The following is a 17,799-nucleotide window of genomic DNA, read 5'->3' on the forward strand; positions in this document are numbered from 1 at the left end:
CCGGCGTTATCGGTATTCATCGATATCTACCACGCCCCCAAGCGACTCCATGAGGGATCGCACGTCGTCCGGCACATCCGGTACACGGTCGCCGGTGTAGTTCGCCCAATAGCAGAAGAAACGGACCCGCGCGCCTGCGCCCTCAATAAGTTCGCGTAGGTCTTGGCGGGGCAAGCCCAGATGCCTGATGAGATAACGTAGATGCGGTTCCAATTGATCGCCCTGGACAGACTCGCTGCTGCGTATCCCCCATACGCCCGTTCGGCCCGGATAGCTGCTGGTTCGGCCGGTCGGCGTGACAAAATGCTGTCCCTTGGTGACGGCTATATCAGGGCTGACGCCGAAATAGCCAGTCCAGAACTCCGGAGCGACGTTATCACCTGAGATTGTGAATGACGCGTTTGCGAGTTGATGTGAACCCAATCTCAACCTCATTTGTAATCGTGCATGTTGCCGATGACTTCGCCTTGAAATTCAACGTTTCCATTGTCGTGCCAAGTGACATTATCAGCACCGCCAAGGCCAAGGTCGTCCTTCATCGAATGAACCATCCCGCCAAAGGTATCCCGAGCGTACCCTAGCATTTTGGCCGCATAGTTCGGGTTGGTAGTGGATGCTGCCAGCTGTTCTACGGCACCGCTCAAAGGGCTATCCGTATAGTCAAACACGTCTGCACTGCCTAACGGCGTACCTGAGTCAAGCGAGTTCGCCAATCGAGGGGCCGCTCCAGCAGTCCCTGCAACCACGCTCTGCAAATAGCCAATTAGCGCATCCGCCGACACGTCGTTAGGCACAGCCCAACTGGGGAGAGGTTTGTCTACGGGTAGCGCAGTCACTCCCGGCACGCTGGCGAGCCTGCTGCCCTTAGGGAAAGGCCGTGTAGAAGGCGCGCGCTCAGCAGCACCGCCACGGGCCATGGGACGGTCGATAGATACGGACACTCTCCCGTCCTCGATGGCAGACTTGAGCGTGGCCACCGGATCACCCGTCGATGTTCCAGCGAGCCCCAATTCTCGAAGATAGCCAATGGCCCCGGTCATCAACCCGGAATACCTCGGCCAATGCAGCATCAGTTCCGAGACAGCGGCGCGTTGCTCGAGCGACTGTCGCGACCCGCGGCCGCAGGACAGCGTCGCGCGCTTCCCGAACCCCATATCGATAATCACCGACGCCATGCCGCGATGCTCTCAAATTATTGTCTGATTAATTGAGCAACACGGAATAGCGTCCAGTCAATTTGTGACAGACGGCTGTATGAGCAGCATCGGGCACGGGAATCCACGTGCGGCGTACGATTTCTATCAGCGAATAAAACAGGTCGTACAGGTTGCCGTACCGGCGCAAGGCGCTTGCAGCCGAGGCCTGTCAGATATGAGTGCGGTGCGGATCGAGCAAGAAGTTGCAGCGTCGTTGCGCGGGAAGATGCACGACGAGTGTGTAATGGACGCGCCGGTCAATTTGTGTCCAACCGTTAGGTCGGGCTTCGGCCACGCTGTCAGTCTTCAGCGCACGACAAAACCTGCTTCCAAATGCAAAACAACGCACTACATCGCGAGACGTAGTGCGTTGTTTTCACTGGAATTCATGGTGGAGCGGAGGAGGATCGAACTCCCGACCTTCGCATTGCGAACGCGACGCTCTCCCAGCTGAGCTACCGCCCCAACAGACAACCATCATACACACGCATTTCCGCGCTTGGCAATAGGGGTTCGCGACCCCGAATGCGTCACTTCGTCGGTGCGCCCGCGAGCACCCATTCGACCACGGAACGCAGATCCGCATCGCTCATGCGCGGGTGCGCCGGCATCGGAATCGCACCCCACACACCCGAGCCGCCGTCCTTCACTTTCTTCGACAGCTTCGCGACGGCCTGCGGATCGGACTTGTAGCGCGCGGCGATGTCCTTGAACGACGGGCCGACGAGCTTGCGGTCCACTGCGTGGCAGCCCATGCAGGCGTTGCCGCGCGCGACCCTCAGGCCGTCGGCGACATCGGCATGCGCGGTGCCGAGCGCGCCGGCCGCGAGCGCCGCAGCCGCGGCGCCCTGCACCATCCAGTGTTTGATCTGCATCAGCTTCATTACGGCGTCGCCTTCGGGTTGCCCGGGTGCACGCTCGACGAATTCGAGATCGGCGCGGGCGGTTGCAGCGGAGTGGACTGGACCGACGCATCGGGCACCGCACCGACGGTCGCTGAATCGACGGGCGCAGCGACGGCCTGCGCGCCGGAGGCATCGCCCGGCGACGCAGCCTGCAATGCCTGCGCGTCCTGCGGCTGGATGTACTGGAACACCTTCACGACCTTCTCGACGCCCGGCACCTGGCTCGCCGCATCGGCGCCGCGATTGCCTTCGTCGACCGTCACGAGGCCCATCAGGTAGATATTGCCGCGCTCGCTGACGACCTTGTAGTAGTTCGCCGACAGCCCCTTCGTCGCGATGAACTCGGACTTCACGCGCCCTTCGAGGTACGAGTCGTTCGCGCGCGACGACAGCGACGACGCCGGCTCGACCGACAGTTCGTTGACGATGCCGTTCACGTTGTTGATGCCGCGCACGATCTCCTCGGCGCGCTGCTTCGACGCATCGTTCGGCACTTCGCCCGTCAGCAGCACGCGGCGGTTGAACACCGTCACGTTCACGTGCGACTGATCCGGCAGCCCGTTGTTGATCTGCGTGAGCGACTTGACCTGGATCTCGCGATCTTCGGTCTGCGCGCCGAGCGTGCGGCGGTCGGTCGCGATCAGCGCACCGCCGCCTGCCGCAGCACCCAGCACGCCGAGCACGCAGCCCTGCAGCGACACGGCCAGGCCCGCCGTCAGCGCGACGAGCAACGTGGTTCTGACGAGCGTCCCTTTGACGCGGCTTTGATTCATCGACGGCTCTCCTTCGTTCAATCCTCACCCAGCAGCATCGCGTCGATGCCGTCGCACAGGCAGTGGATGGTCAGCAGATGGACTTCGTGGACGCGCGCCGCGCGAGAGGCGGGCACGCTGATCGGAATATCGGTGTCGGACAGCGCGGCCGCGACTGCGTGGCCGTTGCCGCCGGTCAGCGCGACGACGGTCATCTCGCGCTCGTGCGCCTCGTCGATCGCGGCCAGCACGCGCGGCGACGCGCCGCCCGCGTCGAGCACCAGCAGGATGTCGCCGGTCTGCCCTAGCACGCGCACCTGCTGCGCGAACAGCTGATCGGCGGCAGTCGCACCGGTGAGCCCGCCCTGCGACGCATCGGTGGCCAGCGCAATCGCCGGCAGGCCCGGGCGCTCGCGTTCGAAGCCGCCGACGAGGGACACGGCGAGGTAATGCGCAGCGGCGGCCGACGGGCCGTCGCCGCACGCGACGATCTTGTTGCCGTTCGCCAGCGCGGCGAACATCGCATCGACCGCGGCCGCGATCGGCAGCGACAGCGCATCGGCCGCCTCGGCGTGAAGCGCGGCACTATCGCGGAAATGTTGCTGAATACGTTCGACTGACATCGATTCCTGGTGAACTGGGCGCGTGGCACGCAGCGCGCGACATCATGGGTGCGGCGAGTTTACCGCACTCCGGCGCCCTGTCCGGGGGTACGGCAAGAACTCTTTACATCTCGTCACAGCTCGCGGCTACACATCGTCGGCACGAAACGCGTCGCGCAGCCATTCGAGCCGGCCAGCGTCGAACGCGACAACGTCGAAGCGGCACGCGGCGCCCGCGCCGTGCCGCGCCCAGAAACCGAGCGCCGCCGCGATCAGACGCCGCCGCTTGCGCCAGCCGACACTCGCGGCCGCACCGCCGTGCCGCATGCTGCGCCGCGCGCGCACCTCGACGAACACGAGCACGCCGTCGGGCGCACGCATCACGAGGTCGAGCTCGCCGCCGCGCACCGTCACGTTCGCGGCAACAAACGCGAGGCCGCGACGCTCGAGGAACTGCCGCGCGCGCTGCTCGAACGCCGCGCCGACCGGTTTGGATCGCGCGGCGCCGGAAAAGTTGTCGCCGGCGGCCGGCAAACCGCGCGCGCCGCCCGGCGCGGCCGGCTGCGCGTGGCACAATGCCGTCCTTGTTCCGCTTGCGCCGCGATTGCGCGCATTGCCTGCCATGACTGCCCTCCTCGAACTCGCGCAAACGCAGCATTACCCGAGCGCCGCGCTCTACGTGGTCGCGACGCCGATCGGCAACACCGCCGACATCACGCTGCGCGCACTGCACGTGCTCGGCCTCGCCGACCGCATCGCCGCCGAAGACACCCGCAACACGGGCCAGCTGCTCGCCCGCTACGGGATCTCGAAGCCGCTCGTCGCCGTGCACGAGCACAACGAACGCGAAGCCGCGCTGCGCGTGATCGAGCTGCTGCGCGCGGGCGAACGCGTGGCGTACGTGTCGGACGCCGGCACGCCCGGCATTTCGGACCCCGGCGCACGGCTCGTCGACGCCGTACGCGCCGCAGGCTTCGCGGTGATCCCGCTGCCGGGCGCGAGCGCGGCCGTGACCGCGCTGAGCGTGGCGGGCGACTGGGCCGGCACGTTCACGTTCGCGGGCTTCCTGCCGCCGAAGACGAAGCAGCGCGCCAGCGCACTGCAGGCGCTCGTGCAGCATCCGTACGCGCTGGTGTTCTACGAAGCGCCGCACCGGATCACCGAAACCGTCGCCGCACTGGCCGACGCATTCGGCCCCGCGCGCCGGCTGCTGATCGCGCGCGAGCTCACCAAGCTACACGAGCAGTTGTTCCAGGGCACCCTGGCCGAAGGACAGACCTGGCTCGACGGCGATGCGAACCGGCAGCGCGGCGAGTTCGTGCTGGTCGTCGAAGGCGCGCCGGCCAATCGCGACGAGGCCGACGACACCGCGCACGACGCGCTGCTCAAGCTGCTGCTGGAAGAAGTGCCGGTGAAGAGCGCCGCGAAGCTCGCGGCGGCGCTGACGGGCGCATCGCGCAACGCGCTGTACGCACGCGCGCTCGCGCTGAAGGAAGGTTGACGCGCGACGTGCGCGGCGCGAGCCGCTGAAACGAAAAAGGGCTGCCCGAAGGCAGCCCTTTTTGCATGGACGGTCGAACCGCCGCGTTACTGTTACTTCGACGACAGCGACGCGAACATCTCGTCGCGCGCCTCGCGCGCTTCCTGCGGCGACAGCCCTTCGATCTTCACGCGCCCCGTGCCGGCGTGCACGAGACCGATGATCCTGGCTGCGGCATAGGACAGGTCGAGCACGCGACCGCGCTTGTACGGCCCACGATCGTTGACCTTCACGACGACCCACTTGCCGGTCGACGCGTTCGTCACCTTGATGTACGAAGACAGCGGCAGCGTGCGATGCGCGGCGGTCAGCGCGTTCATGTTGAAGCGCTCGCCGTTCGCGGTGCGGCGGCCATGGAAATCGCGGCCATACCACGAAGCCCGGCCCGTCTGGCGGAAATCGGATACGTCCTTGCCGTCGATCGGCTCGGCGTCCGCCAGCGACGACTTGTTCGCGTCCTTGCTGTCGGCAGCCGGCATCGATGCCAGCGCGGAATCGAAATTCAGTTGCTGCTTGTCGTCGTCCGCTTTCGCGGCAGCGGCCGTCTTGTCGACCGCCCCCTTCTGATTGGCGTTGCCGGTGGTCTGGCTGGGTGGCACCGCACAGCCCGTCAACGCAAAAAATAATGCAATGGTCCCGAATCGAGTCGGAAATCGAAAATTCATCGACGTGTCGCCTTCTGGTTCGGGCCGCACCGATACAACGCTGCTTCACAATGCAGAGATACGGCCCGGACGGCAAATGCGTGCACGCCCCGCTCGGATGCGAGCAGGCGGCTAGCATGGGCGCGGCTTTCGTCTCTGCCGCAACCGTCCTGATTAGCTTTCACGTCTGGCGCAGCCTGTCCCCACAGCCTGACCAGACCCCACATGCCGCCATCGAACATGGCTTTCACGTTCGCGCGCGTCGCGTACAGCCAACGCACAGGAACGGCGGCACAGGCCTCATCCGGCGGCGCGGCAGCAAGGCCGCAGGCGGGCGCGCAGCACCCGGCCGGACAAGACGTGAGCACCGAATGCTCGGTGCTGGATACACCGCCGGACTCCCCGGCGGTCGATGCTTGACGGTGAATCCGACGCCCCATTTAACGGGGCCGAAACACCAGCGAATTGCGTGAAATTCACGTGCAATGGAGCGCATTATACATAAATCAAAACCCCGTCTCGAAATCCGCCCCGCTCCAGCCATTGATTCTCACTATGGCTGTAACAATCGGATGCTCCGGGATTGCCCTGCGGCGTGCGCCGAACGACCGGCTGCAGGGGCCGGCAGGCGGCGCGCGCGACCGGTACAATCGGTCCTTTTAGCCGCCGGTGCCCTCATGAAAGTCACGCTCATCCCGGTCACGCCGTTCCAGCAGAACTGCTCGCTGCTCGTCTGCGAAAAGACCGGCCGCGCCGCCGTCGTCGATCCGGGCGGCGATCTCGAACGGATCGAACAGGAAATCGCGCGGCAGAACGTGCAGGTCGAGAAAGTGCTGCTCACGCACGGGCATGTCGATCACTGCGCAGGCGCAAAGACGCTCGCCACGCATTACGGCGTGCCGATCGTGGGGCCGCAGGAAGACGAACGCTTCTGGATCGAACAACTGCCGATGCAGAGCCAGCGCTTCGGCTTTCCGGCCGCCGAAACCTTCGAGCCGGACCACTGGCTGAACGACGGCGACACCGTGCAGTTCGGCGACGAGACGCTCGAGGTCTATCACTGCCCGGGCCACACGCCCGGGCACGTCGTGTTCTTCAGCCGCGCGCATCGCGTCGCGATCGTCGGCGACGTGCTGTTCGCCGGCTCGATCGGCCGCACCGACTTCCCGCGCGGCAATCATGCGGACCTCGTGCGTTCGATCAAGGAAAAACTGTGGCCGCTCGGCGACGACGTCACGTTCGTGCCGGGCCACGGCCCTGTGTCCACCTTCGGCGACGAGCGCCGCACGAATCCGTTCGTGTCCGACAAGGCATACGGATGAACCAGACCGCCATCCCCGAAATCTACGTCAGCACCGACGTCGAGGCCGACGGCCCGATTCCCGGCCCGCACTCGATGCTGAGCTTTGCGTCGGCCGCCTACACCGAGGACAAGCAGCTGATCGCGACGTTCTCGGCGAACCTCGAGACGCTGCCCGGCGCCCACGCCCATCCGGTACAGGAAGCGTGGTGGAAGACCGAGCCCGACGCGTGGGCCGCATGCCGGCGCGATCTGCAGGCGCCCGAGGCCGCGCTCGTCGCGTACGTCGAGTGGGTCGAGGCGCTGCCCGGCAAGCCGGTGTTCGTCGCCATGCCGGCCGGCTTCGATTTCACGTTCATGTTCTGGTACATGATGCGCTTCGCGGGCCGCTGCCCGTTCTCGTGGTCGGCGCTCGACATCAAGACGCTCGCGTTCGCGATGACGGGCCTGCCGTACCGCAAGGCCATCAAGCCGCGCTTTCCGAAGCACTGGTTCGACGATCACCCGCATACGCACGTCGCGCTCGACGACGCCATCGAGCAAGGCGCGCTGTTCTGCAACATGATGGCCGACCTGCGCCGTCAGCAGGCTGCGCTCGCGGGCCTCGCGGTGTCCGACACCGACCGGTCGGAACAGGCGGGCGCGGGGCAAAATCCCACGGATCCGCGCGCAAATTAGCGAATCTCGCTCATCGGCACGCCGTCAGATTGCCTTTCCTTTCCCGGCCCTCTAACATTCAGCGTGTTGTAGCTGCCGCATGGAGGCGCAGGTGACGCTCGATTCCTTTTCGCAAAAAATCCTTCGCCTGTTGCAGCTCGACGCGCGCCGTTCCGTACAGGAAATTTCCGACCAGGTCGGCCTGTCGAGCACGCCGTGCTGGCGCCGCATCAAGGACATGGAACAATCCGGCGTGATCCAGCGCTATACCGCGCTGCTCGATCGCGAGAAACTCGGCCTGCACGTGTGCGCGCTCGCGCACGTGCACCTGACGCGCCACAACGAAGGCGGCGTCGAACAGTTCGAGCGCGAGATCTCGACCTGCCCGGAAGTCACCGAGTGCTACAGCACGACGGGCGAAGCCGACTACATCCTCAAGATCGTCGCACCCGACATCAAGGCCTACGACGTGTTCCTGCACGAACGGATCTTCAAGATCCCGGCGGTGTCGCAGGTACGCACGAGCGTCGTGCTGCGCGAAATCAAGTTCGACACGCAGTTGCCGCTGTAACGCGCGGGCGCGTCGGCGTTATGCCTGCGAAGGCAGCGCGCGTGTAAAGCCGATCCGGCGCGCGCCGAACTGGCGCTTCAGCGTGTCGACGTCGAGCCGGCCGGCCAGCGCCGCGTCGGTATCGCCCGCATCCGCGGCGAGCGTCACGTCGATCTCCAGCCCCGTGCTCAGATAGTGCAGGTCGATCGCCTCCGCACGCAGCCCGCGCTGCGCGAGCGCTTCATCGAGCCGCGCCGTGATCTGGGTGCGCGGCGGCAGCGCGAGCGCCGGACGGCGCGCCGCGTCGTTCTCCGGGTCGACGTGAATCAGTGCATCCAGCACGCGCGGGTCGCGCAATACCCGTGCACGCGCGGTTTCCGCGATGTAGTGCCCTTCCGATACCGAGATCATCGGATCGACGAGGATGTGCGCGTCGACGAGCGCGGCATCGCCCATCTTGCGCGTGCGCAGGTCATGCACGTCGCGCACGCCGGGCGTCGCCGCGAGCAGCGCACGGATCTCGTCCGTGTCGGTCGTGCCGAGCGCGCGATCGGACAGGTCCTGCAATGCGTCATAGCCGAACGTCCAGCCCATGCGCGCGACCATGAAGCCGACGATCGCGGCCGCGATCGGGTCGAGCAGCCGCACCCCGGCCAGGCTACCGACGATGCCGATCGCCACGACGAGCGACGACGCGGCATCCGAGCGCGCATGCCAGGCGTTCGCGACGAGCATTGCCGAGCGCACGCGCCGCGCCTCGCGCAGCATGTAGCGGAACAGCGCCTCTTTCGATACGAGCACCGTCAGCGCGACGATCAGCGCGGAGAAATGCACGGCCGGGATGTTTTCCAGATTGACGAGACGATTGCCGGCGCGCCAGAGCATGCCGATACCGACCGCGATCAGGATCGCGCCGAGAAACAGCGATGCAACTGTCTCGTAACGGCTGTGCCCGTAATTGTGGTCGGCGTCCGGCGATGCACCACTGTGACGATTCGCAACCAGCACGACAAAATCCGAGATCAAATCGGAAATCGAATGAACGCCGTCAGCAATCAATGCCTGCGAATGCGCAACCACGCCCACGACGATCTGAAACGTCGCGAGCACGACATTCAGCACAATACTGACGAGGGTGCTCTTGCGCGCGACCGCGTGCTTATCGGCGCTTTGCGCGTCACTGGAAAACGTGGACATGAAATGCGGGATATCGGTTGAGGTACGAAATTCTATCAAACGAAACCCTCCCGGCATTCCGATAACCCTAAATTCTCCAGTTAAATCAACCGCTTATGCGAACGGGTCGCATTTCCATTCACACGGCGTTTCTGACATTTTCATGACGCCGCGCATACATTCCGATACCGCCAAACAAAAAGCCGCGCTCCTGTGCGGATACGCGGCTCTTTTGAGACAACGACTTAAACGTTTGTTTAAATCGAGAACTGTTCGCGGTCCTTGCCGGCGATCCAGCGCGGCGGCTTGCCACGGCCCGACCACGTCGCGCCCGTTTCCGGATCGCGGTATTTTGCCGCCACGCCTGCGCGCGGACGGCCAACCTTACCTGCCTTCGCGCGGCTCAGGCCGAGTTCCGGAAGCGAAAAGCCGTAGTCGGCAATTTTCTGCTTCACGTCATTCAGCACTTCGGCGTATTCGCGCGACTTCGCTTCTTCGATTTGCTTCTCCAGCTTCTCCCGCTGGGCCAGCAGGTCCTTGTAAGAAGACATAGTTTCCCTTTCTATATGACCAATGGCACCGGTCTGCAGCCGGCTAACCATTCATGGAATATTGGTGCCTCGGATTTTCGAAGGCAGAGATTAGCACAAAAAAGATTTGATAGAAGCGGGATTCATGAAAATCCCGAGACCAATTGTAAATCATGTCCGTCATTTTGGGCCGCCACGGCCTTTTCTCAAATTTGTTCGCGGTTACATAGAGATTAGGACATTACCGATCGTGTATTAGGCCTGTCAGCATACGCAATTACCCTGCATGCGCAAAATCGAAGCTTTCATCCGGCGACAAGTTTTCGAAAATCCCGGCTCGCGGCCTGCCAAACGCTCAAACCGGCATGCGCGACGTCACGTCACATCACGCGCGCATGCAATCAGCCGCTTGCGCTGTGCGTCCGAATCAGCCGGCGTCGCATCGAATGGCGTGCGTACGCGGCGGCCGTCGCAGCGCCAGTCGGCGCCGTGGCGGTCCACGCCGAGCAGTTCGAGCCCGTCGCGGCGCGCATCGCTCGCATCGTAGGCATCCCGGAGCGCCCGCTCGTCGTCGAACCCGAGCGGCGGCAGCGCATCGAGCCCCGCGCCATCCACCCAGCCCATCCGGCCGAAGCCACCGATATAGCGCAGCCGTTCGATCTCCAGCGCCCAGAACGTGAAATCGCCGAGCGCGAGATAGCGCGCGGCGTCCGGTTCGTAGCGCACGTAGCGCTCGGCGACATGCGGATGGTCGCCGAGCGGCACGAAACGGCCGAGCAGCGTCACGCGCTCGGCATTGAGCACGTCGCCGTCCGGTGCGTCGACGACGAGAAAACCCGCACGCGGATCAGCGGCGAGATTGCGCGTATGTTCGGCGAGACTGCTCACGAGAATCACGGGGCGATGGTTTGCATCGGGTGCAAACGGTACGACCGTCGGATACGGAAAACCTTGCGGGTCGCGCGCGTGGGTCGCGAGCGTGCCGAGCGCGCAGCGGTGCAGCAGGTGCAGGGCAAGGGCGGGATCGATGTTCACGGTGACTCCTGCGGTCGAAAGGCAGACGCGGCGATGACGGCGGGCAGGCGGACTAGCACGCAATGCGTGCCACGCGCCCGGCACCGCGCATGCGCCGATGTTACCTGCGCGCGCGACATGCCGCGCATCGGCCGGATGGATGGCGGATGCGCCCGCGCCGCGCGGTCGCCCCGATCGGCCGAACGGCCAGTGCGCCGGCAAGACAGTAAGCGGTTCGATAGAATCGGACGAATCAGACGGGCGCGACGCGCCCGCGCATTTTTTACCGAAGAGCATTCCGTGTCCGAATCTTCCTCCCGATCCTCGTCCGATTTCGCCGCCCCGCCCGACGTGCATCGCGTGCTGGCCCTGCCGGTCCGCCAGCGCGCACGCACGGCGACGATGGCGCTGTTCTTCGTCGCCGGCATGATGTACGCGTCCTGGGGCGTGCACGTGCCGACCGTGCGCGACACGTTCGCGCTGAGCCCGGGGCTGCTGTCGATCGCGCTGTTCGCGGTCGCGGGCGGCTCGATCGCCGCGATGCTGACGATCGCGCGCTGGATCGCGCGCGTCGGCTCGCGAACCGCGTGCCTCGCGGGCGGCCTCGCACTGTCCGCGTGCGCGGCGCTGATCCTCGTCGTGCCCGACTACTGGATGCTGCTCGTCGTGCTCGCGCTGTTCGGCTTCTCGATGGCCACGCTGGACGTCGCGATGAACGCCGAGGCGAGCGCGGTCGAGATCGCGCTCGGCAAGCCGATCATGTCGTCGCTGCACGGGATGTTCAGCATCGGCGGGATGTCGGGCGCGGCGGCGGGCGGTGCGCTGCTGTCGGCCGGCATGGCGCCGGCCGTGCACCTGGCGCTCGCGGCGGCCGTCAGCGCGGCGGTGCTGCTGGCCGCGAGCCCGGCCGTGCTGCCGCACGTGCCGCATCACGAACACGCGCACGGCGGCGGCAATCGCTGGCGCTCGTCCGCGCTGTGGATGCTCGGCGGCATTGCGCTCGTCGCGCTGATCGCCGAAGGCGCGATGTACGACTGGGCGACGGTCTACATGCGCGACGTGGTCGCGGCGAGCCCGGCGCTCGCGAGCGCCGCGTATGCCGCATTCTCCGGCGGAATGGCGATCGCGCGCTTCGCGGGCGACACCGTGCGCGCGCGCTTCGGCGCGCCGCAGCTCGTGTTCGTCAGCGCGTCGCTCGCGTGCGCGGGGATGGTCGGCGCCCTGCTGCTGCCGAACCCGGTAGCGGTACTGACGGGTTTCACGCTGATGGGCCTCGGCCTCGCGAACATGATGCCCGTGCTGTTCGCCGCCGCCGCGCGCGTGAAAGGGATCCACGCGGCCGAGGGGCTCGCGCACGTGGCCGGGCTCGCGTATTTCGGACTGCTGTTCGGTCCGGTCGTGATCGGTGCGGTCGCGCAGGCCGCGAACCTGACGATCGGGCTGTCGGTGGTCGCGCTGTGCGCGGCGCTCGTCGCGGCGGTCGCGCCGAAGGTGCTCACGCATCTGAAGATCTGACGGGCGCGCCGCGCCTGCCGCGGCGCCCCAAAAAGAAAGCGCGCCTGCGTTGCCGCAGGCGCGCTTTCACCCCTTCTGTCGACCGCCTTTCAGCTTACATCTTCACTTCGTCGAGCAGCGACTTCTTGCCGCTCTTGTAGTTGTACAGCGAAATCACGCCGTGCTGCAGATCGCCCTTCGAGTCGAAGGTCGTCGTGCCGATCACGCCCGTGTAGTTCGTCGCCGGCATGGCCGCGAGGATCTTCGCCGGATCCGTCGAGTTCGCGCGCTTCATCGCATCGACGATGATGTACACGGCATCGTACGTGAACGGTGCGTAGATCTGGATCGGCTGGCCGAAACGCTTCTCGTACTTCGCCTTGAACGCGGCACCGCCCGGCATCTTCTCGAGCGACGCACCGGCTTCCGAGCACACGATGTTGTCGGTCGCATCGCCGGCCAGGTCGGCCAGCTTTTCCGTGCACACGCCGTCGCCCGCGAAGATCTTCGCGCGCAGGCCGAGCTGCTTCGCCTGTTTCGCGAACGGGCCGCCGGTGGCATCCATGCCGCCGTACATGATCGCGTCCGGATTCTCGCCCTTGATCTTGGTCAGAATCGCGCGGAAGTCGACCGCCTTGTCGTTGGTCGCGTCGTGCGACATGACCTTCAGGCCGAGCGCCTTCGCCTTCTTCTCGAACTCGTTCGCGAGACCCTGGCCGTATGCGGTCGAATCGTCGACCACCGCCACGCTCTTGATGCCCTTCGAGTGCGCGTAGTTCGCGAGTGCCGGACCCTGCTGCGCATCGGTCGCCACCACACGGTACGTGGTCTTGAAGCCTTGCTGCGTGTAGGCCGGGTTGGTCGCCGACGGCGAGATCTGCACGATGCCCGCATCGCTGTAGATCTTCGAGGCCGGGATCGACGTGCCCGAGTTCAGGTGGCCGACCACCGCGACGACCTTGTCGTCGACGAGCTTCTGCGCAACCTGCGTGGCCTGGCGCGGGTCGGCCGCGTCATCCTGCGCGTCCAGTTGCAGCGTGATTTTCTGGCCGCCGATCGTGAGACCCTTGGCGTTGATCTCCTCCACTGCGAGACGTGCACCGTTTTCGTTGTCCTTGCCCAGGTGTGCAATACCGCCCGTCAAGGGCGCGACGTGGCCAATCTTGACGACTTCATCGGCGGCCGCGTTGCTTGCAGCTGCAACGCACAGCATCGCCGCGGCGGTGATCGGCAACAGCTTTTGCATCTTGATATTCATATAAGTCTCCAGTTTCGGTCCCAATAAACGCCATCGCCCGGTGCCCCGCTGCCATCCCTGTGTTTGCATTCACTGGACGATTCGCCGGTTGCATCGTTCATGCACTTGGCCTCAAGCACGTGGGAAACAGCCGCTTTTAGCAACTGCCCGCCCGTACTTGCGCGCAAGTGTAGGTGATCAAATTAATTTGTGGGACTTTTTTGGGGTAGTGGTAACACTACCGATACGGCGCTTTGGAATAACTCCTCGAATATCGCTGCAAGCCCCGCCAGATAAGGGTTTCCGCTAATCGCCAGAAGCCGGTTGAAAGCTCGCTTTAAAGCATTCCCGCGTCATTTCGATTCGGTATTTTGTGCGCGGGATCATTGAATGAAACGCGCGTGACAACACGCGCGTTTCGGGCTCGGCGAGGAACCGTTCAGGCAGCTTTCGGAGCACTCACACAGGCATCGACGCTTTCATACGGGCATCGAAACATTCAGACAACGGCCGGTCCGTTCATGCGAGCGTCGCACGCCATTCGGTGTCGAGCGCCGCGACGAGTTGCGACGTCGTCAGCCCGGCGTCGCGGCGCCGCGCGAGCGGCGCGCCCTGCCCGGCCCACAGCGACAGATAGTCGCCGTCGTTCGCGCGCGCGGCCGCCTGGCGCAGCGGCTGCGTCAGCGCGTTCTGCACTGGATACGGCGCGGCGTCGGCGACGCGTTCGCCGAGCCGCGCCATCAGCGTGTTGCGCAACCCGCGCGCATGGCGCCCGGTGATCGCGCGCGTCACCTGCGTCGACGTATCGGTGCTCGCGAGCAGACGCGCTTTCCAGTCGGCCGCGATCGCGCTCTCCGCGCAGGTGAGGAACGCGGTGCCGAGCTGTGCGCCCTGCGCGCCGAGCGCGAGCGCGGCGGCGATCCCGCGGCCGTCCATGATGCCGCCGGCGGCGAGCACCGGCAGGCCGGTCGCGTCGACGAGTTGCGGCACCAGCGCGAGCGTGCCGATCAGCGCATCGTCGGCCGTGCCGATGAAGGTGCCGCGATGCCCGCCGGCTTCCGAACCCTGCGCGGACAACGCGTCGGCGCCGGCCGCCTGCCACGCGAGCCCTTCGGCGACATGCGTCGCTGTGCCGATCACGTAGGTGCCGGCGGCCTTCAGGCGCGCGACGTCGGCCGCGTCGAGCACGCCGAACGTGAAGCTCGCGACCGGCACGCGCAGGGCGACGAGCGCATCGAGCTGCGCGCGAAAGTCGGGCGCATATCGCGCGGGCGCGGTGCCCGGCGGCAGCCCGAGCGTCGCATTCAGCGGATCGATCGCGGCGAGCGCACGCGCAACCGTCGCCGCGTCGGGCGACGCATCGGGCAGCACGAACAGGTTCACGGCGAACGGACGATCGGTCGCCGCGCGAATGGCGTCGACTTCGGTCGCGAGGCGATCGGGCGCGAACGCGCCGGCGCCGAGACTGCCGAGCGCGCCGGCCCGGGAGGCGGCCGCGACCATCGCGGCCGTGGTCGCGCCGACCATCGGCGCCTGCACGAGCGGCAGGCGCAGGCCGAAGCGTTCTGAAAACGGGGTGGAGAATGAACGGGCGGACATGGCGAATCCTTCGATGACGATGCGCGAAAGCGCTTTGTAAAGACCGACACATCGACTCTATCGAAGCGGCGCAGCGCCGAAAAATGAATAATCGAGATCAAAACGATCGCTGCGCGAGAAGCGGGTTCGGCCGCACGCCGGAGACGCCGTACACATCGCGGGCGCGGACACTGCACCACCCCGGGATTGGTGGCACACTAGGCCGCCCCTCTTCCACCCGCGGCGCGCGTCGCGCGCGCCCGTTCGCCAGGAGTTCAAACGTGACTGCCCAATGGATCGACATCCCGACCGGTAACGACAGCTTCGGCGGCTATCTCGCGCTGCCCAAGCGCGGCAAAGGCCCCGCCGTCATCATCATCCAGGAGATCTTCGGCGTGAACTCGCACATCCGCGCAGTCGCGGATCAGTACGCGGCCGACGGCTTCGTCGCGCTCGCGCCGGACGTGTTCTGGCGCACGCAGCCGCGCGTCGAGCTGACCTATGAAGGCGCCGATCGCGACAAAGGCATCGAGCTGATGAAGAAGACCGACATCGGCCTCGCGGTCGCGGACATCGGCGCGGCGGCCGACGTGCTGCGCGCACGCCCCGAAGTCGCCGACAAGATCGCCGCGATCGGCTACTGCTTCGGCGGCCAGCTCGCGTATCGCGCAGCCGCCGCGGGCAAGGTCGATGCGGCGGTCGCCTATTACGGCGGCGGCATCCAGAATGCGCTCGACCTCGCCGGCAAGGTCACGCAGCCGATCCTGTTCCACTACGCGGAAAACGATCACGGGATCCCGCTGGCGGCCGTCGAGCAGGTGAAGGGCGCATTCGCGGGCCGCGGCAACGCGTCGTTCCACGTGTACCCGGGCGCCGAGCACGGCTTCAACTGCACGGACCGCGCGTCGTACCATCAGCGCGCATCGGCGCTCGCGCACGGCCGCACGCTGACGTTCCTCGCCGAGCACCTGTAAAAGCAGGCATGGCCGGCCGCGGGGGCCGGCGCGCCGGGCCCCGCGTTATTCTCCTTTCATCGCCACGAGTCACAACGGGGGTGACAGCGATGCACTCGGACTATCTCGCGCATGACGCGATCGGCCTCGCCGCGCTCGTGCGCGACCGCAAGGCGAGCCCGCGCGAACTGCTCGACGCCGCGATCGGGCAGGCCGAAGCGGTCAACGGTGCGGTCAACGCGATCGTGCTGCAGGACTACGACGCCGCACGCAAGCGCACGGAGCCGGCCGTCGATGCCGGCGCCGATGCCCCGTTCGGCGGCGTCCCGTATCTCGTGAAGGATCTCGGTGCGGCGGTCGCCGGGCTGCCGCTGTCGATGGGCAGCCGGCACTACCGGTACTTCGTGCCCGCCGACGATTCGCCGGTGATCGCGCGAAGCCGCGCGGCCGGGCTCAACGTGTTCGGCAAGACCAACACGTCCGAGATCGGCCAGATGCCGTACACCGAACCCCAGCTGTTCGGCGCGTGCCGTAACCCGTGGAACCTCGATCACACGCCAGGCGGTTCGAGCGGCGGCGCGGCGGCGGCCGTCGCGGCCGGCATCGTGCCGCTCGCGCATGCGTCCGACGGCGGCGGCTCGATCCGGATTCCAGCGTCGTGCTGCGGGCTGTTCGGCCTGAAGCCGAGCCGCAACCCGCTGCTGGTCGACCTGCCGTCGAACGGCGAGCTGGTCGTCCAGCACGCGGTGGCGCGCAGCGTGCGCGACAGCGCGCTGCTGCTCGACGTGACGACCGGCCAGACGCTGCCGCCCGGCGCCCCCGGCACCTACCTCGGCGCGCTCGACACGCCGCCCGGCCCGCTGCGGATCGGCCTCGTCGTCGATCCGATGCTCGCGCCCGCGCTCGCCGACGATACGCTCGCCGCGCTGAACGACGCGGCCGCGCTCGTCGAATCGCTCGGCCATCACGTCGAACCGGCGACGCTGCACATCGACTATGCCCGCGCGGCCGAAACCTTCCTCACACTGTGGGCGACGATCGCCGAGGAGATGGTGCTCGGCGCGCGCGCGCTGACCGGGCGCACGCCGAAGCGCGGCGAGTTCGAGCCCGCGACGTGGGCGATGGCCGTCGTCGGCCGTCGCGTGGCGCGTGCGCGCCTGCCGAACGTGCTCGAATGGCAGCGTCAGCTCACCGTGCAGGTGGCCGGCCTCGTGTCGCGCTACGACGCGATTCTGTGCGCGACGCTCGCGGCGCCGCCAGTCAAGATCGGCGAGTTGCAGCCCACGCCGTTCGAAGCCGCGCAGATGAAGCTGCTCGGCGCGCTGCCGGTGAAGCCGCTGCTGCAGGAAATGCTGTCGAGGGCGTCGGAGAAGGCGTTCGCTTGGGCCGGCTGCACCGAGCTGTTCAACCTGACGGGGCAGCCCGCGATGTCGGTGCCGCTCTACTGGAACGCGCGCGGGCTGCCGATCGGCGTGCAGTTCGTCGCGCGCCATGCCGACGATGCGCTGCTGCTCCAGCTCGCGCGCCAGCTCGAACAGGCGCGGCCGTGGTTCGACCGGCGCCCGCCGTTGATGCAGGCGCAGCGCTGAACCGGGTCGGACCGCGCCGCGGCGATAAAAAAAGCCCCGCCGGCAGAACCGGCGGGGCTTTTCGCATCAGACGTCGCGCGGC

At 66.3% G+C, this 17,799-nt stretch carries 19 protein-coding genes and 1 tRNA gene; 7 read left to right on the plus strand and 13 right to left on the minus strand.

Annotated elements, in window-relative coordinates; all coding sequences use genetic code 11:
- Positions 1 to 6: 6 nt before the first annotated feature.
- The 7 genes from BX604_RS06550 to BX604_RS06580 all read right to left on the minus strand — a co-directional run bounded on the left by BX604_RS06550 (position 7) and on the right by BX604_RS06580 (position 4,031).
- Positions 7 to 435 (minus strand): DUF4279 domain-containing protein, encoded by a 429-nt coding sequence (locus BX604_RS06550; RefSeq protein ID WP_098550050.1) that lies wholly within the window; start codon positions 433 to 435, stop codon positions 7 to 9.
- The gene (locus tag BX604_RS06555; RefSeq protein WP_098550051.1) at positions 432 to 1,175 is read right to left on the minus strand and encodes a hypothetical protein; all 744 of its coding nucleotides are present in this window, start codon (positions 1,173 to 1,175) and stop codon (positions 432 to 434) included. The genes BX604_RS06550 and BX604_RS06555 overlap by 4 nt, the downstream gene beginning before the upstream one ends.
- A gap of 410 nt (positions 1,176 to 1,585) precedes the next feature.
- A tRNA-Ala gene (locus BX604_RS06560) sits at positions 1,586 to 1,661 on the minus strand.
- A 65-nt stretch (positions 1,662 to 1,726) separates the two neighbouring features.
- On the minus strand, positions 1,727 to 2,080 hold the full coding sequence (locus BX604_RS06565) for a c-type cytochrome (protein WP_098550052.1): 354 nt from the start codon (positions 2,078 to 2,080) through the stop codon (positions 1,727 to 1,729).
- A complete protein-coding gene (locus BX604_RS06570) occupies positions 2,080 to 2,874 on the minus strand; it encodes a BON domain-containing protein (protein ID WP_098550053.1) in 795 nt (264 codons plus the stop codon). The genes BX604_RS06565 and BX604_RS06570 overlap by 1 nt, the downstream gene beginning before the upstream one ends.
- Before the next feature lie 17 nt (positions 2,875 to 2,891).
- Positions 2,892 to 3,476: an SIS domain-containing protein gene (locus tag BX604_RS06575; protein WP_098550054.1), complete on the minus strand. Its 585-nt coding sequence runs from the start codon at positions 3,474 to 3,476 to the stop codon at positions 2,892 to 2,894.
- 126 nt (positions 3,477 to 3,602) lie between these two features.
- Complete coding sequence (locus tag BX604_RS06580) at positions 3,603 to 4,031, minus strand: YraN family protein (RefSeq protein ID WP_175802338.1); 429 nt, start codon at positions 4,029 to 4,031, stop codon at positions 3,603 to 3,605.
- Positions 4,032 to 4,077: 46 nt separating this feature from the next.
- Here BX604_RS06580 and rsmI point away from each other — a divergent pair, with 46 nt between their 5' ends.
- Positions 4,078 to 4,956 carry a 16S rRNA (cytidine(1402)-2'-O)-methyltransferase gene (gene rsmI, locus BX604_RS06585; protein WP_098550056.1) on the plus strand — a complete coding sequence of 293 codons (879 nt, stop codon included), beginning with the start codon at positions 4,078 to 4,080 and terminating at the stop codon, positions 4,954 to 4,956.
- A 92-nt stretch (positions 4,957 to 5,048) separates the two neighbouring features.
- Here the strand turns inward: rsmI and BX604_RS06590 are convergent, their stop codons facing one another.
- Complete coding sequence (locus BX604_RS06590; protein WP_098550057.1) at positions 5,049 to 5,660, minus strand: septal ring lytic transglycosylase RlpA family protein; 612 nt, start codon at positions 5,658 to 5,660, stop codon at positions 5,049 to 5,051.
- A 656-nt stretch (positions 5,661 to 6,316) separates the two neighbouring features.
- On the opposite strand from BX604_RS06590, the gene BX604_RS06595 reads away from it, so the two are divergent.
- From BX604_RS06595 to BX604_RS06605, 3 genes are all read left to right on the plus strand, one after another.
- Positions 6,317 to 6,961 carry an MBL fold metallo-hydrolase gene (locus BX604_RS06595; RefSeq protein WP_098550058.1) on the plus strand — a complete coding sequence of 215 codons (645 nt, stop codon included), beginning with the start codon at positions 6,317 to 6,319 and terminating at the stop codon, positions 6,959 to 6,961.
- Entirely contained in the window at positions 6,958 to 7,617 is a 660-nt protein-coding gene (locus BX604_RS06600; RefSeq protein ID WP_098550059.1) for an exonuclease, read from the plus strand. Before BX604_RS06595 ends, BX604_RS06600 begins: the two co-directional genes overlap by 4 nt.
- 79 nt (positions 7,618 to 7,696) lie before the next feature.
- Positions 7,697 to 8,167, plus strand: coding sequence for an Lrp/AsnC family transcriptional regulator (locus tag BX604_RS06605; protein ID WP_011882933.1), 471 nt, complete (start codon positions 7,697 to 7,699; stop codon positions 8,165 to 8,167).
- 18 nt (positions 8,168 to 8,185) lie between these two features.
- On the opposite strand, the gene BX604_RS06610 is transcribed toward BX604_RS06605, so the two are convergent.
- The 3 genes from BX604_RS06610 to BX604_RS06620 form a co-directional block, all read right to left on the minus strand.
- Positions 8,186 to 9,343, minus strand: a complete 1,158-nt coding sequence (locus BX604_RS06610) for a cation diffusion facilitator family transporter (protein ID WP_098550060.1) — start codon at positions 9,341 to 9,343, stop codon at positions 8,186 to 8,188.
- Positions 9,344 to 9,579: 236 nt separating this feature from the next.
- Positions 9,580 to 9,873 carry an H-NS histone family protein gene (locus tag BX604_RS06615; RefSeq protein WP_098550061.1) on the minus strand — a complete coding sequence of 98 codons (294 nt, stop codon included), beginning with the start codon at positions 9,871 to 9,873 and terminating at the stop codon, positions 9,580 to 9,582.
- 354 nt (positions 9,874 to 10,227) lie between these two features.
- Positions 10,228 to 10,887, minus strand: a complete 660-nt coding sequence (locus BX604_RS06620; protein WP_098550062.1) for a HugZ family pyridoxamine 5'-phosphate oxidase — start codon at positions 10,885 to 10,887, stop codon at positions 10,228 to 10,230.
- 279 nt (positions 10,888 to 11,166) lie between these two features.
- Here BX604_RS06620 and BX604_RS06625 point away from each other — a divergent pair, with 279 nt between their 5' ends.
- Entirely contained in the window at positions 11,167 to 12,381 is a 1,215-nt protein-coding gene (locus tag BX604_RS06625) for an MFS transporter (RefSeq protein ID WP_098550063.1), read from the plus strand.
- 94 nt (positions 12,382 to 12,475) lie between these two features.
- On the opposite strand, the gene BX604_RS06630 is transcribed toward BX604_RS06625, so the two are convergent.
- Positions 12,476 to 13,618: a branched-chain amino acid ABC transporter substrate-binding protein gene (locus BX604_RS06630; RefSeq protein WP_098550064.1), complete on the minus strand. Its 1,143-nt coding sequence runs from the start codon at positions 13,616 to 13,618 to the stop codon at positions 12,476 to 12,478.
- Between the two features lie 498 nt (positions 13,619 to 14,116).
- Positions 14,117 to 15,196: an NAD(P)H-dependent flavin oxidoreductase gene (locus BX604_RS06635; protein WP_098550065.1), complete on the minus strand. Its 1,080-nt coding sequence runs from the start codon at positions 15,194 to 15,196 to the stop codon at positions 14,117 to 14,119.
- A 260-nt stretch (positions 15,197 to 15,456) separates the two neighbouring features.
- Between BX604_RS06635 and BX604_RS06640 the strand changes: the two genes are divergently transcribed.
- Together BX604_RS06640 and BX604_RS06645 are read left to right on the plus strand one after the other, a co-directional pair.
- Positions 15,457 to 16,149, plus strand: coding sequence for a dienelactone hydrolase family protein (locus tag BX604_RS06640; protein WP_098550066.1), 693 nt, complete (start codon positions 15,457 to 15,459; stop codon positions 16,147 to 16,149).
- An 89-nt stretch (positions 16,150 to 16,238) separates the two neighbouring features.
- Positions 16,239 to 17,717, plus strand: coding sequence for an amidase (locus BX604_RS06645; protein ID WP_098550067.1), 1,479 nt, complete (start codon positions 16,239 to 16,241; stop codon positions 17,715 to 17,717).
- The last annotated feature ends 82 nt before the right edge of the window (positions 17,718 to 17,799 follow it).

It is taken from the genome of Burkholderia sp. JKS000303 (assembly GCF_002563755.1).
Classification (GTDB): Bacteria; Pseudomonadota; Gammaproteobacteria; order Burkholderiales; family Burkholderiaceae; genus Burkholderia; species Burkholderia anthina_B.

Excerpts from the sequence above, each read along its gene's own strand:
- BX604_RS06550 (WP_098550050.1), bottom strand. The coding sequence starts at position 435 with ATGAGGTTGAGATTGGGTTCACATCAACTCGCAAACGCGTCATTCACA.
- BX604_RS06555 (WP_098550051.1), bottom strand. The coding sequence starts at position 1,175 with ATGGCGTCGGTGATTATCGATATGGGGTTCGGGAAGCGCGCGACGCTG.
- BX604_RS06565 (WP_098550052.1), bottom strand. The coding sequence starts at position 2,080 with ATGAAGCTGATGCAGATCAAACACTGGATGGTGCAGGGCGCCGCGGCT.
- BX604_RS06570 (WP_098550053.1), bottom strand. The coding sequence starts at position 2,874 with ATGAATCAAAGCCGCGTCAAAGGGACGCTCGTCAGAACCACGTTGCTC.
- BX604_RS06575 (WP_098550054.1), bottom strand. The coding sequence starts at position 3,476 with ATGTCAGTCGAACGTATTCAGCAACATTTCCGCGATAGTGCCGCGCTT.
- rsmI (WP_098550056.1), top strand. The coding sequence starts at position 4,078 with ATGACTGCCCTCCTCGAACTCGCGCAAACGCAGCATTACCCGAGCGCC.
- BX604_RS06590 (WP_098550057.1), bottom strand. The coding sequence starts at position 5,660 with ATGAATTTTCGATTTCCGACTCGATTCGGGACCATTGCATTATTTTTT.
- BX604_RS06595 (WP_098550058.1), top strand. The coding sequence starts at position 6,317 with ATGAAAGTCACGCTCATCCCGGTCACGCCGTTCCAGCAGAACTGCTCG.
- BX604_RS06600 (WP_098550059.1), top strand. The coding sequence starts at position 6,958 with ATGAACCAGACCGCCATCCCCGAAATCTACGTCAGCACCGACGTCGAG.
- BX604_RS06605 (WP_011882933.1), top strand. The coding sequence starts at position 7,697 with ATGGAGGCGCAGGTGACGCTCGATTCCTTTTCGCAAAAAATCCTTCGC.
- BX604_RS06610 (WP_098550060.1), bottom strand. The coding sequence starts at position 9,343 with ATGTCCACGTTTTCCAGTGACGCGCAAAGCGCCGATAAGCACGCGGTC.
- BX604_RS06615 (WP_098550061.1), bottom strand. The coding sequence starts at position 9,873 with ATGTCTTCTTACAAGGACCTGCTGGCCCAGCGGGAGAAGCTGGAGAAG.
- BX604_RS06630 (WP_098550064.1), bottom strand. The coding sequence starts at position 13,618 with ATGAATATCAAGATGCAAAAGCTGTTGCCGATCACCGCCGCGGCGATG.
- BX604_RS06635 (WP_098550065.1), bottom strand. The coding sequence starts at position 15,196 with ATGTCCGCCCGTTCATTCTCCACCCCGTTTTCAGAACGCTTCGGCCTG.
- BX604_RS06645 (WP_098550067.1), top strand. The coding sequence starts at position 16,239 with ATGCACTCGGACTATCTCGCGCATGACGCGATCGGCCTCGCCGCGCTC.